The 12,401-nt window shown below is 56.3% G+C and carries 15 protein-coding genes; all 15 read left to right on the top strand.

Annotation, left to right across the window (positions count from 1 at the left end):
* Nucleotides 1-73 precede the first annotated feature (73 nt).
* The 15 genes from ACYVGK_RS14550 to ACYVGK_RS14620 all read left to right on the top strand — a co-directional run bounded on the left by ACYVGK_RS14550 (nucleotide 74) and on the right by ACYVGK_RS14620 (nucleotide 11,850).
* Nucleotides 74-541, top strand: coding sequence for a hypothetical protein (locus ACYVGK_RS14550; protein WP_460734962.1), 468 nt, complete (start codon nucleotides 74-76; stop codon nucleotides 539-541).
* A 152-nt stretch (nucleotides 542-693) separates the two neighbouring features.
* Nucleotides 694-1,044 (top strand): hypothetical protein, encoded by a 351-nt coding sequence (locus tag ACYVGK_RS14555; protein ID WP_460734964.1) that lies wholly within the window; start codon nucleotides 694-696, stop codon nucleotides 1,042-1,044.
* Between the two features lie 499 nt (nucleotides 1,045-1,543).
* Nucleotides 1,544-1,984, top strand: coding sequence for a hypothetical protein (locus ACYVGK_RS14560; protein ID WP_460734966.1), 441 nt, complete (start codon nucleotides 1,544-1,546; stop codon nucleotides 1,982-1,984).
* Nucleotides 1,985-2,043: 59 nt separating this feature from the next.
* Nucleotides 2,044-2,445, top strand: a complete 402-nt coding sequence (locus tag ACYVGK_RS14565) for a DUF2750 domain-containing protein (RefSeq protein WP_460734968.1) — start codon at nucleotides 2,044-2,046, stop codon at nucleotides 2,443-2,445.
* Nucleotides 2,446-2,985: 540 nt separating this feature from the next.
* Entirely contained in the window at nucleotides 2,986-3,450 is a 465-nt protein-coding gene (locus tag ACYVGK_RS14570; protein ID WP_460734970.1) for a hypothetical protein, read from the top strand.
* Nucleotides 3,451-3,545: 95 nt separating this feature from the next.
* On the top strand, nucleotides 3,546-3,965 hold the full coding sequence (locus ACYVGK_RS14575) for a hypothetical protein (RefSeq protein WP_460734972.1): 420 nt from the start codon (nucleotides 3,546-3,548) through the stop codon (nucleotides 3,963-3,965).
* 73 nt (nucleotides 3,966-4,038) lie between these two features.
* Nucleotides 4,039-4,419: a hypothetical protein gene (locus tag ACYVGK_RS14580; protein WP_460734974.1), complete on the top strand. Its 381-nt coding sequence runs from the start codon at nucleotides 4,039-4,041 to the stop codon at nucleotides 4,417-4,419.
* A 196-nt stretch (nucleotides 4,420-4,615) separates the two neighbouring features.
* Nucleotides 4,616-4,801: a hypothetical protein gene (locus ACYVGK_RS14585; protein ID WP_460734976.1), complete on the top strand. Its 186-nt coding sequence runs from the start codon at nucleotides 4,616-4,618 to the stop codon at nucleotides 4,799-4,801.
* Between the two features lie 1,447 nt (nucleotides 4,802-6,248).
* On the top strand, nucleotides 6,249-6,707 hold the full coding sequence (locus ACYVGK_RS14590) for a hypothetical protein (protein ID WP_460734978.1): 459 nt from the start codon (nucleotides 6,249-6,251) through the stop codon (nucleotides 6,705-6,707).
* A gap of 143 nt (nucleotides 6,708-6,850) precedes the next feature.
* Nucleotides 6,851-7,264 carry a nuclear transport factor 2 family protein gene (locus tag ACYVGK_RS14595; RefSeq protein WP_460734980.1) on the top strand — a complete coding sequence of 138 codons (414 nt, stop codon included), beginning with the start codon at nucleotides 6,851-6,853 and terminating at the stop codon, nucleotides 7,262-7,264.
* A gap of 1,431 nt (nucleotides 7,265-8,695) precedes the next feature.
* Nucleotides 8,696-9,055 (top strand): hypothetical protein, encoded by a 360-nt coding sequence (locus tag ACYVGK_RS14600; RefSeq protein ID WP_460734982.1) that lies wholly within the window; start codon nucleotides 8,696-8,698, stop codon nucleotides 9,053-9,055.
* Between the two features lie 527 nt (nucleotides 9,056-9,582).
* Complete coding sequence (locus ACYVGK_RS14605) at nucleotides 9,583-9,888, top strand: cyclic-phosphate processing receiver domain-containing protein (protein ID WP_460734984.1); 306 nt, start codon at nucleotides 9,583-9,585, stop codon at nucleotides 9,886-9,888.
* An 84-nt stretch (nucleotides 9,889-9,972) separates the two neighbouring features.
* A complete protein-coding gene (locus ACYVGK_RS14610; RefSeq protein WP_460734986.1) occupies nucleotides 9,973-10,548 on the top strand; it encodes a lysostaphin resistance A-like protein in 576 nt (191 codons plus the stop codon).
* Nucleotides 10,549-10,925: 377 nt separating this feature from the next.
* A complete protein-coding gene (locus tag ACYVGK_RS14615; protein ID WP_460734988.1) occupies nucleotides 10,926-11,312 on the top strand; it encodes a hypothetical protein in 387 nt (128 codons plus the stop codon).
* Between the two features lie 82 nt (nucleotides 11,313-11,394).
* The gene (locus tag ACYVGK_RS14620) at nucleotides 11,395-11,850 is read left to right on the top strand and encodes a hypothetical protein (RefSeq protein WP_460734989.1); all 456 of its coding nucleotides are present in this window, start codon (nucleotides 11,395-11,397) and stop codon (nucleotides 11,848-11,850) included.
* Nucleotides 11,851-12,401 lie beyond the last annotated feature (551 nt).

A 12,401-nucleotide genomic window follows, 5' to 3' on the forward strand; every position in this document is an offset into this window, starting at 1 on the left:
CGGGTGTGGGCCCTAACAATTCATTCAAGCCGAAGCCGCTTCGCGGCTCGGCTTAATTCAGGCGTTAGCTGCTATGCGCACTTTCATTGCTTGCGTGTTTCTCTTCGGCCTCCCCTCCCTTGCCATAGCCGCGGACTTTTCCGTCGAGGATGAGGGTTTAACCTCTGTCCCTTTGGCAGTGCAGCGGGCGGTACTTGCGCAATCCAAAGAACCTATAGCCGGTCGCGACGACAAACCGTGCAAATTCATCGGCAAGCCAGTAGATCTCCCCGGCAGCGGCCAGAAACAAGATTGGGTGCTTACCACCGCAGATGCTTGCTCCTGGGCTGCAAGCGCTGCTCCGATATGGGTCGCCACTCGTCAAACCAATGGCTACTCAATTGTTTTGAGCTTCCTGGCTTATGACCTTACGTTAGGCCAACAGAAATCACACGGCCTTAGGCATATCGCCCTCATGACGGCCACTGCCGCAAGGACCGAGGAATCACTCTGGAAGTTTGACGGCACGACATATCAACTAGTTCGCGTTCTGGGCCCATGAGGGACGCAGCTAACAATTCATTCAAGCCGAAGCCGCTTCGCGGCTCGGCTTAATTCAGGCGTTAGGGCCCTATGGATCGTTCGCAGCATAAGCGGCCAATTTGGCTTGGCGTTATCGCGGCTGTACTTGCGCCATGGCTATGCGTACTTGCTATGGCACTCCTGGCAGCATCGGTGACCAATTCGCTCGCAGACTTCGTCGCATTTTCAGCACTGGCGTTTGTAATTGCTGTTCCAGTGTCGCTCACTTCTATGTTGGTGGTTGGTTTGCCTTACATTCTCTGGCTTCGCTCTCGCGGCCATTTCACTTGGCTCGCCATCTGCGCAGGAGCGGCTGCTATCGGAGCCGTTGCCTTTGCCTGTTTTGCCTTCTTGAATGGCTCGTTTGATAGTGGGGTTTTTGGTCTTGGGGCCGCATTTGGCTGCGCATCGGGAGCTGGCTTCTGCGTCGGCGCGGGCCCTAACAATTCATTCAAGCCGAAGCCGCTTCGCGGCTCGGCTTAATTCAGGCGTTAGGGGGCTTATGAAGTCCGCAGTGGCATTGGCGCTAGTTCTGCTGCTGGGTAGCTGTGCCCACTCGCCCAGCCACCTCGATCGCTCGGCTCTGATTGGAGCCTGGTTCTCTGCGCCGGTAACAACTTGGCCAGGGCGTTACGACGAGAACTGTTCGTACAATGACAACGGCACATTTAGTTGCATGGCAACAAAGTGGGGTTGCCCGCATTGCCAGGGAGAGTCCTATTTGATTTCGGGCAGCTGGGACTTCCGCGATGGCCGGTTCCAGCGAGCTATTTCCAGCGGCGTTGGCACTGGCACGCGAAGCTCGTGGGCGGTTCTAGGCTTAGAGGGCGAGGCTCTCCTGTTATCGGATAATCTGCGGTGGTTCCGCACCGAGAGCGCTCGCACTCACTATGTCCTGGGCGCCCCCTAACAATTCATTCAAGCCGAAGCCGCTTCGCGGCTCGGCTTAATTCAGGCGTTAGGCCCTAGGAGAAAGTGACACGTGATCTTGGCTCTCGGACTGCTTTGCACCTTCATGGGTGTTGTTTTCTTGATTGGTTGCTTCACCAGGGTAGATTCACCAACCTTCATAGCTCGGGCCGCGGGCGATGAGGCAAAGATCGCCAGACTCCATTCCCTTCAGGATGCATGGGATAGGCTCGGCAAAGTTCGACAATTCTTTGCATCATCGTTCGGCTACCTAATCATGGCCGCTGGATTGCTGCTCTTGTGGCACGCCCCGGAACTTGCAAAGTACTTCTGGGTAGTTCCCACCCTGTATGCAATCCATCTCGTTATCCTTCTTTACGTAAAGCGGCATGCCGCAACCGTCCTTGATCAACAGTCGATTGGGCATACCGAGGTTCTGCGCGTCATCAAGCAGCACATCCGGATATGCATATCCTTCAGTGTCGTCTTTGCGGTTATGGCCACTAGGGCCTAACAATTCATTCAAGCCGAAGCCGCTTCGCGGCTCGGCTTAATTCAGGCGTTAGGCCGCTCATGGCAAGTCCATATCCGCTCAACCCAAAGCAATTCCAGGCAGTCTTGGCACTGCCCGGACCCGACCGCTACCGACACTTTGTTGGACGGGTCGCTGATTGGCAGTTTGTCTGGGGTCTGAAAGACAAGAACGGCTGGGTTTCTGCTGCAGATGACGATGGCAACTCAGCCTTTCCCTTCTGGCCTCACCCGGACTATGCCGCGGCGTGCGCCACCGACAGCTGGGCCGGCAATTCACCTGACTCCATTGAAGTACACGAGTTCTTGGAGCGCTGGTTGCCCGGCCTGGCCAAGGACGGAGTGGCAGTTGCCGTGTTTCCTACCCCTACAATGCGCGGCACTGTCGTCCCGGCGCTTCGGTTACAGCAGGCCATCCAAGATGAGCTGTCACGCATCGAGTGAGCGGCCTAACAATTCATTCAAGCCGAAGCCGCTTCGCGGCTCGGCTTAATTCAGGCGTTAGGCCGCTATGAAAGTTAAATTGCTTCTTATCGTTCTGCTTCTAATCGTCTCGCCCCGCTCTGAGGCCATGTCGCCATTTCTCGGCAAGTGGACGGTTACACAGTTCATCTGCATCGATAAATCGTCCGAGTGGTGCCAAGACCAGAATCGACCTGTGGCAATTCACATCACACAGCAAGACGACGGCTACCTTCTCGCCCGGTATCGGACAAAGAAGGGTATTGAGGTTTCTTGCTTCTATGCAGTTGAGGCAGTAGAGGGGCACGAACTTCTATTGGTTAGCTGCCCGCCGCCCTACAAGAGCGGCACCATCTATTCGCCACTGCACCGGGTAAAACTTCGCAACGGCCGCATGGAGGCCTTAGGTCTCACTGACAAGCCTGTGTTCAAATGGTCCGCGGGTCGCTAGGTACGCGGCCTAACAATTCATTCAAGCCGAAGCCGCTTCGCGGCTCGGCTTAATTCAGGCGTTAGGCCGCTATGGATGACTTCAACTATTTTGACGCGCTTCGACCACAGAAGCTTGAGTTCTGTGACTGTCCTAGCATCGACCGCCTGCTCTTGGTCTATACCCTTACCGACAACCCCATTCATTGCTTCACATGCAAGGGCGCCGTCGATCCTGAGACCATCTCTCTCACCGACGAGCAGGTGTATCGCGTCGGCTCCTGGCATCAGGTGTTCCGGGCTCTTTACCATCTATGGTTAGATTCCGGCGAGTATGAGATTTGGGCTAAAACACAGCTGCTAAACCCCACCGGCCAAGTCAATGTAAGTGGCCTAGCTGTCACGGCTATGCTTTCTGAGTTGTTACCCACTTACTACTGGTGGTTCTATGACCACGATGACCCGATTCCTCAAAACTGCCCCTCCTGCCTGAGAGAGCTGAGTCCGGCAACTCTCCATGGCCATGGCCAGTGTGATGTTTGCCAAATTGTTACTTAGGCTAGCCCGGCAGCGGCCTAACAATTCATTCAAGCCGAAGCCGCTTCGCGGCTCGGCTTAATTCAGGCGTTAGGCCGCACACCAAGATCATCGCCATGCTTAAGAACCTAAAATTTCCGCTTCTATACGTAGTGACAACGCTGCTGTGGCTACCTCTCATGGCAGCCTTTTGCGGCACGATCTCTTTCCTCGCGGCAAAGCCCATCGCTAGCCTCGACCTCCAAGGCAAGTCCCTCCCGGCTAACTGGGAGGCCGCTGTTCCAAATCATGGAAAGTTCTTACAGGGCTATCTAATTTCCAACCACCCAGTCGCATTCTCGCTATGCGTGGCCGCTTTGCTCGGCGGCAACTATTTGCTCTACCTCGTTCAGAGGGCGCAATTGGCGCAAGCAAAGGAGGCCAGCGCTTCGGGAGCCATTGCGCACAAGATCGCAAACGTCTGTGTGGTTGCCGTGCTGGCGGCCATCGGTTACTACCTGGTCATGCACGTTCTGGTCGGCGTCAGTGCGGCCTAACAATTCATTCAAGCCGAAGCCGCTTCGCGGCTCGGCTTAATTCAGGCGTTAGCCGTCATCACGGAGATCTCAGTTGCTCGAACTTCTCTTTGAGTTCTTTGCCGAGTTCCTCCTGCAGATCGTCGTCGAGCTTTTAGTGGAGATTGGGCTGCACTCCACCACCGAACCATTCCGCAAGCCGCCCAACCCGTGGCTCGCCGCTATCGGCTACGCAATCTTTGGGGCAACGGCTGGCGGCATCAGCCTTTTCGTATCGCCGGAGCCCCTGGTCCAGGGAGAGACTTGGCGCCTGGTTAATCTAGCTGTGACGCCTGTGCTCGCCGGTCTAGCCATGGCCGCAATAGGTGCGTGGCGCTCTCGACGCGGGCAAAAAACTCTCCGGATAGACCGCTTTTCCTACGGCTATCTATTTGCGTTATGCATGGCTGTCGTGCGCTTCCACTTCGCGGCATGACGGCTAACAATTCATTCAAGCCGAAGCCGCTTCGCGGCTCGGCTTAATTCAGGCGTTAGGCCCCACAGAGAGTCCGTCGCACATGAAGGTATTTCCAGTCATTGCCTCTTGGCTCGTGGCATCTGTCGTTCTGGCTGGATGTGATGATGGCCACCTACGCGGTTCTGTCGCCCCATCGAAAGATGGAGGAACCTACTTGACCGTCATCGATGACAACGGCGGCGCTTGTGGTCCGCTTTTGCTCGACGGCAAAGTTTGGCCCTACAAGATTGGCGAGCCCGGCCCGGTTTCCCCTGGCCGGCATCGCATTGAGTGCGGCGGCCAGATTGAGTTTGATATCCCGCGGGGCGTTGTATTCAAGTTTGACTACTGGGGGCCCTAGGGTGGCGCCTAACAATTCATTCAAGCCGAAGCCGCTTCGCGGCTCGGCTTAATTCAGGCGTTAGGCCGCATGAGACGCATCATCGCAGCACTTTCTCTGGCGCTTATCGGCTGCGACACGGTTACTAGCCGATACGGAACACTCGAAGAGGCAAGAGCCGATAGGCTCTTCGAGCGCGGGTGGCTGCCCGACGTGCTTCCTGCTTCTACCACTGCGATTCGCACCAAGAATCAGCTAGACCTCAACTGGTCCGAGGGAGAGTTCTCCTTTGAGCCGTCCGAGGCCAAAGTCTTATTCAACAGACTTTCCCAAGGGGCTCCTGCCGCCAGCCGTTTAGACGACTGGGAGGAGACAGTTAACTCTTACACCCGCCGTGGGTACTCCGCTTGGTCTTACCGTGATGAGGACTCCACCTGGGCATTTTTCTGCCAAGGGCCAAAGGGGTACTGCGAATACATCATGTGGCTCAGGTAGCATGCGGCCTAACAATTCATTCAAGCCGAAGCCGCTTCGCGGCTCGGCTTAATTCAAGCGTTAGAGGGCTCATGAGACTTTTCTTGGCGGTCACGACATTGCTCTGCTGCGGTGGACTAGCCGCCAGCGGTCCCGCGTGGTGGGTCACTGTTGACCTAACACCTCGGGAAACCCGCGTTCACGACACACCCGTCTCTCAGCTGCCGATCCGCTTTAGCCGACTATCGCTGCTTTCCTGCGCACCGCCGTCCAAGCAGTTCACACCGGATCAGTGCGCGAACGTTCGGAGCAACAAGATGGCTTTTGCGCTTACCGGCGACTTCAATAGGGATGGGCGGCCTGATTTAGCAGAAACTGCGGTAGGCCAACTCGCCTCTGGCGAACGAGTAACAGTCCTACTCATCACCACGCCAGGGCGTGCGGAGCGCCCTACCGTATTCACTCAGCCGGGCAATGGATTCTCGGTAGTGTACCTAGAGTCTGGTGACATAGCTTGGAGCCCGTGCATGGAGTGTGGCCAGGTCAGCTCTATTCACTGGTCGTCCAAGCAGCACAAATACGTGGAGCTCGAGCCTGAGGATTTCGGGGCTGAGCCCTCTAACAATTCATTCAAGCCGAAGCCGCTTCGCGGCTCGGCTTAATTCAGGCGTTAGGCCCCGCAATGAGTATCTCCGAGTACGACGTTGTCCGTGTGATCGCACAGATCCCGGCGGGCCGGGTCGACACAACTGCCAGCCAAGGCCGCATGCCTCAGATCGGTGATCTTGGTGCGGTGGTAATGGTGCATCCCTCGGTGCCTCATCAAGAGCTCGCTTTCGTCGTCGAGTGCGTTGGACCGGATGGCCACACCGTCTGGCTCGCGGATATATTTGCCTCAGAGCTTGAACGGGCTCCGTGCAACTCGGGCGGGCCCTAACAATTCATTCAAGCCGAAGCCGCTTCGCGGCTCGGCTTAATTCAGGCGTTAGGCCGCATGGGCATCCTCGACAATTTCAAGCGCAAGGGCGTAGTTGCAGGAGAGGTGTTACTAGCCGGCCTGCCGCCACACAAGATGTATAGCGTTTCAGTTACCTTTTTCCCGGTGGCTTCTGCTTCGTCAGAGCCACCATTCGCCGCTGACCCTCCCGTCGATGAATGGCGCGACACAGAGCCGGTTAAGGAGGCAGAAGAGCCGGATAGCAAGCCTCTTCGTTTCAAGTGCCATCGGCCGGCCGGTCACTACTACCTAGGCGTCGGCGTCATCGCGTACGTGGAGCATGGTGGCAAGCTTTTCGCACAGGTAGAGAGATTCTTTCCTATGAAGCAACCATGCCAAGTTCGGCCCGGGTCAGAGAGTGGCGTCTCTCTGAGTGCGACTTGGCCCGACGTGCCATTTGAGTCGCTGTTTCACTACGGAACGGTGCACCCCGAAAAGAGTCAGGGTGATGCCTAATATCTCGCTGGAGCGGACGCGTGACAGTTAAGGTGGCCGGGTCGTTCGAGAATGCGGCCTAACAATTCATTCAAGCCGAAGCCGCTTCGCGGCTCGGCTTAATTCAGGCGTTAGGCATCACATCACTTACAAGGAAGATTGGCGTGTCAAACCTAAAAAAGATCGGTGCATTGTTTGAAGCTTATGCTAGTAACAACGTCACTGCGGTCAGTGACGTCATGGCCGACGATATTATTTGGCGCATCCCCGGCCATCACCCTCTTGCCGGAGAAAAGCACGGCATTAAAGAGGTCTTGGCCTTCTTTGATCAGCTTGGCAAGGCCGGGTTCCAGGCTCAGCCGTTTGCCATCGCCGAGCAAGGGGACTATGTGATAGACCACCATCGGGGTTGGAGCACTTTTGGCAGCGGCCTCGATTTGACCTGGTGTCTAGTCTTCCGTTTTGAGCTCGGAAAGATCAAAGAGGTCACCAATTTCTGCTCTGACCAGCACAGAGCCGACCTATTTTTCCATGAGGTATATAAGCTCAAAGCAATCCCCGAACGTTTAGCCGGGTGATGCCTAACAATTCATTCAAGCCGAAGCCGCTTCGCGGCTCGGCTTAATTCAGGCGTTAGGCCGCATGAGACGCATCGCCGCAATTGCAGTTTCTCTGGCGCTAATCGGTTGCGACACGGTTACTAGCCGATACGCAACACTCGAAGAGGCAAGAGCCGACAGCCTCTTCGAGCGCGGGTGGCTGCCCGAAGTGCTTCCTCCTTCTACCACTGCGATTCGCACCAAGAATCAGCTAGACCTCAATTGGTCCGAGGGAGAGTTCTCCTTTGAGCCTTCCGAGGCCAACGTTTTGTTCAACAGACTTTCGCAGGGGGCTCCTGCCGCAAGCCGTTTAGACGACTGGGAGGAAACGGTTAGCTCCTACCGCCGCCGCGGGTACTCCGCATGGTCTTACCGTGATGAGGACTCCACCTGGGCCTTTTTCTGCCAAGGCCCAAGGGGGTAACTGCGAATACACCATGTGGCTCAGGTAGCATGCGGCCTAACAATTCATTCAAGCCGAAGCCGCTTCGCGGCTCGGCTTAATTCAGGCGTTAGGCCCCTATGCTGAAGAATTTCGCGCTTGTAGCCGCCCTTGTAATTTCACTTGCGGGCTGCAAGTTCGGCTCCCGCGCGGAGGAGCTAGCCGCCTTGCAACGCGCTGCGCCTCAGCTGCTTCAATCCACAACGGACTGGGGTCCCATCCCCTCTGATCAGTGGCCGCCCGCACTCAAGGCGTTGCACCCCAAGTCGGTCTACGGCCGTCCCGAGGGCATCTACATCGTCACGTCTAGCTTCTTCGTTCAAGAGAAGGGGTTATTCCTGCCCCGATCTCCAGAGTTCACCTACGCACCTGGCGGCGACCCGGAATACACTCCAATCGTTAAAGGCCTTTACTCGTACGTCCTGCGTGGCTAGGTCGGGGCCTAACAATTCATTCAAGCCGAAGCCGCTTCGCGGCTCGGCTTAATTCAGGCGTTAGGGCTCAGGGGAAAGGTCAGTGAGGCTTTTAGTTCTAATTCTGCTTCTCTTCTCAGCAGGGTGTTCTTCCTCGATCTGCGATGAATCGTCGGATGAGGTGACCTTTGCGCGTTCGCTACCTGAGACTCGCCTAGTCAAGCTGTCTCAAGACTTGCAGCGGCTGGCCCCAACATCTGAGGCCCGCCATGGCTGGCCTATCCACGATGGCTTTCCTATCGAGCTTGCTGACCTTAAACCACACTCAGCCAAGTCTCAGGGCGATGAATTTGAGGTGGTCCTTAAGCATTGCGGAGACCACCGAGTTGTCCTGGCATCGCCGATTGGCGGGCAAGAACAGCGCATTACGCTCTCTTGGGGTGAGGGGCCCACCTTTGGGCAGCAGGTGCTTTGGCACCAGCCTGAGCCCTAACAATTCATTCAAGCCGAAGCCGCTTCGCGGCTCGGCTTAATTCAGGCGTTAGGCCTCTCAAGATGGATTCGTACCCTTCAGAGTCACAGCTGGTCGCAGCGTTACATCACCACGATGAGCTGGTGAGACTGTGCGCGGCCGGGCGCTTGCCGTTCTGGGACTTCTGCGCCGCATACGACAACTTCTATTGGGCGTATGCGCTGGACGGCCATGAGTCTGATCCCGCTGGTCTGGCCGTGTTGGACAAGTTCGCTGCTCGCATCGCCCCACACCGGGAGTTGGCCGATACCGTTCTGGCCTATGTCTGCTCTGACGCCCACGCTGATAAGGGTAGCTACGGCAAGCCCGGACATTTTGGCCCCGAGGAGGCTGTGGTTCGGCTTAAGCTTGTTGCCGCTGGCCTTCCGCGTGGAGAGGCCTAACAATTCATTCAAGCCGAAGCCGCTTCGCGGCTCGGCTTAATTCAGGCGTTAGGGCTCACACCCAATGAAATGGATAGCTGTTGCATTTTGCATCCTCCTCCTCGGTTGCACTCCAAACAGTCAGTCCGCCGACTCGCCGGTTGTGGTTAAGGCCACAATCCCATCAATCATCTCGTCGCCGTCACGATTCGATGGCCGTGTCGTTTCGGTAGATGGATGTCTAGTAGTTGGCGTCCACTCCGTCACTCTTCACGACTGCTCCGACATGAGCGGTCCTGGACTCCACTTCGTAGTTAATCGTCCAGAGCTTCATGGTGACATCGCCACTGCCATGGAGTTCCACCTTCCCCGGCGGGTAGTTAGGGCCAACTTCGCCGGGACGTTTACGGTGGCGGGCGATGGCCGTAATACACTCGTCCACCAATGGCTCACCGGGCTGACCGTCAGTGAGCCCTAACAATTCATTCAAGCCGAAGCCGCTTCGCGGCTCGGCTTAATTCAGGCGTTAGCCGCCAAGGTACAGTTTCTTGCGCGTTTACCTAGACGACGAAAGACTCACACCCGACGGTTGGGTCAGGGTGTACTGGCCAGACGAAGCAATCTCGCTCTTGGAGCAGGGAGCGGTTACTGAGATCAGTCTCGATCATGATCTTGGGGATGATCAAAGAGGCACCGGATACGACGTCATCGCCTGGATCGAGGAGGCGGTGGCCCTTCGGAACTTCAAGCCACCTCTCATCCACGTGCACTCCGCAAATCCCGCCGCCCGGGAGAGAATGGAGGCAGGCATAGCTGCTATCGCTCGGCTTTCCAGCATCCGGGTTGGCGGCTAACAATTCATTCAAGCCGAAGCCGCTTCGCGGCTCGGCTTAATTCAGGCGTTAGGCTGCAGAGGAAGTTTCGTGGCGACTGAGACAGTGAAAAACTCGATTGGCCCTGCTCGACAATGGCGCGCTTGCCTGCTCATGTGCGCGGCAGCTCTTGCCATCGCAGCTTTGTCAGGCCGCCCGCCCAGGGCTCTCTTCTCCAGTGAGCTGACCGTTGCCCTCCAAGTTCTAGTCGGCCTTGGCCTTGGCGTAGCTGCCTGCATCAACTCCTTTATTGGCTACAAGTTCACTGCCCACCGCCCGACTACTCAGCACACCATTCAAAGCTACAGCCGCCTGAACTTGGCGGGTTTGAACCCTTTGTGGATTGCCCTAGCGGCGGGCATTGGCGAGGAACTGCTTTTCCGTGGCGCTCTCCAGCCGGCCATAGGTATTTGGCTTTCCTCCCTCATCTTTGTGCTGGCACATACCAGGGCTTACCGGTTCACCTCACTTAGCAAGAGAACCTTCGTCCAGGCAGTCGGGCTGTTCGCTGCAAGCCTGGTACTGGGTGCCGTTGCAAAATATGTAGGACTTCTTTCCGCAATGATCCTGCACACGGCAATTGACTTGGCTGGGTTGTATACCGTCCGCTATGTATCGGCATCGCGGCCGGCTGCAGCCTAACAATTCATTCAAGCCGAAGCCGCTTCGCGGCTCGGCTTAATTCAGGCGTTAGGCCCCGCAATGAACATCTCCGAGTACGACGTTGTTCGTGTAATCGCAGAGATCCCTGCGGACCGGGTAGACGCCGGTGCTAGCCAAGGCCGCATGCCTCAAGTGGGTGACCTTGGCGCGGTCGTAATGGCGCATGCCTCGAACCCTCGCCAAGAGCCTGCCTTCACCGTTGAGTGCGTCGGGCCAGATGGCCACACCGTCTGGCTCGCGGATATATTTGCCTCGGAGCTTGAGCGGGCTCCGTCCAGCTCGGGCGGGCCCTAACAATTCATTCAAGCCGAAGCCGCTTCGCGGCTCGGCTTAATTCAGGCGTTAGGCGGCTTAGCATGTTCCTCGCACGTTATTTATGCGCCGTGTTCCTCTCCGCTGTCTCGCTGGCGGTAGACGCCGGCGAGAAAATTATCCTGCCGTCGGACCCGGCAACTTGGAACGGCGACTTCTCACGTGTCACACAATCCACGGCCAAGTGTGCTGGCGGCGACATCGAGCAACTCGGACGACGCATGGTCCTCTCTCAGCCCTATTCCCCGTCTGAGTTTGAGGCATTCCATCGGGGAGGCCTCCCCTTCAGTGGTCTTTCGGACTCTGATCGGTTTTATTCCTTTTACTCTCGCTCCGCGTCGCCTGGCGGACGCTTCTGGGCTTTTGGTGGTTTCGTAGTGGTACGCGGTGCGTGCATCATCCACGCTGAGGTGACTACCTATGACAACTAGGGAGCCGCCTAACAATTCATTCAAGCCGAAGCCGCTTCGCGGCTCGGCTTAATTCAGGCGTTAGGGCGCACGGGGAGACGTCATGCGCATCAAGATAGAAGCAATAGCGCTTTTAGCGTTGATTGGGACGGCAAACGTCTATGCCAATGCCAACCTCGCAAAGGTTCCGGTTTCCGTTCGACAGACATACGGGGACGGAAGCACCACGGAACTTTCCTGCAACCCTGACTCTCATTGCGTATTCACTGTTTACGGAAAATGGAGAAGGAAGCTATCGCTTCCTCTTTCACCAGAGTACGCAGGCTACTCCACGTCCGGATTCATAACGGATTACTACTACTGGCCAAACTCCGAGAGCAATTTAAGTATTGCCATCGAAGTTGAGTGCAAAGAGGCTGACCTAGAATTGGTAACTGACACCTGGCCAGTCTGCCACCTATTCCTGGAGCGCTCTGGCAATGCATTCATTGCAAGAAGAGTTGAAGTTATGCCCAAAGATGGCATTCCGGAGTATCGCTTCCTTGACAGTGCGCCCTAACAATTCATTCAAGCCGAAGCCGCTTCGCGGCTCGGCTTAATTCAGGCGTTAGACCTGTCCAGACATCATGAATAATCCATACAAAGCCCCTCAGTCGGCTATCCCTGATGCAATCTCGGCACCCTCAAAAATATGGGGGCCAATTCACCTGGCCATTTCAGTTCTCATAGCGGCCTTTTGCACCCTTCAATATTTAGGAATCATGCTGGCCGCTTCGAAGCTCTTGTCAGAGTACGGAGATACCGCGCCAATGCTTCCCATCCTTGGAAAGTTGGCGCGCCCGTCTATCCTGGCACTCTCCGGCGTACTTCTAGTCTTCCGTAGAAAGTTCGCCGTTTATGGCTTCGCCATATACATTTTCACTGGGTTGCTTTCGATAGCGGGCTCTCCTAGTACGGGCGTAATCGTTTCACTCCTATTGATATGCGCCTTTCTCGCCTATTCGTTGCACCTATGGAAAGCGGGCAGACTGCGGTAACAGGTCTAACAATTCATTCAAGCCGAAGCCGCTTCGCGGCTCGGCTTAATTCAGGCGTTATGCGTGGTCAAAA

The organism is Lysobacter tyrosinilyticus, assembly GCF_054779815.1.

Bases quoted from the DNA above. Each gene is read 5' to 3' on its own strand.
- ACYVGK_RS14550 (WP_460734962.1), top strand. From the start codon at position 74: ATGCGCACTTTCATTGCTTGCGTGTTTCTCTTCGGCCTCCCCTCCCTT.
- ACYVGK_RS14555 (WP_460734964.1), top strand. From the start codon at position 694: ATGGCACTCCTGGCAGCATCGGTGACCAATTCGCTCGCAGACTTCGTC.
- ACYVGK_RS14565 (WP_460734968.1), top strand. From the start codon at position 2,044: ATGGCAAGTCCATATCCGCTCAACCCAAAGCAATTCCAGGCAGTCTTG.
- ACYVGK_RS14570 (WP_460734970.1), top strand. From the start codon at position 2,986: ATGGATGACTTCAACTATTTTGACGCGCTTCGACCACAGAAGCTTGAG.
- ACYVGK_RS14575 (WP_460734972.1), top strand. From the start codon at position 3,546: ATGCTTAAGAACCTAAAATTTCCGCTTCTATACGTAGTGACAACGCTG.
- ACYVGK_RS14590 (WP_460734978.1), top strand. From the start codon at position 6,249: ATGGGCATCCTCGACAATTTCAAGCGCAAGGGCGTAGTTGCAGGAGAG.
- ACYVGK_RS14600 (WP_460734982.1), top strand. From the start codon at position 8,696: ATGGATTCGTACCCTTCAGAGTCACAGCTGGTCGCAGCGTTACATCAC.
- ACYVGK_RS14615 (WP_460734988.1), top strand. From the start codon at position 10,926: ATGTTCCTCGCACGTTATTTATGCGCCGTGTTCCTCTCCGCTGTCTCG.
- ACYVGK_RS14620 (WP_460734989.1), top strand. From the start codon at position 11,395: ATGCGCATCAAGATAGAAGCAATAGCGCTTTTAGCGTTGATTGGGACG.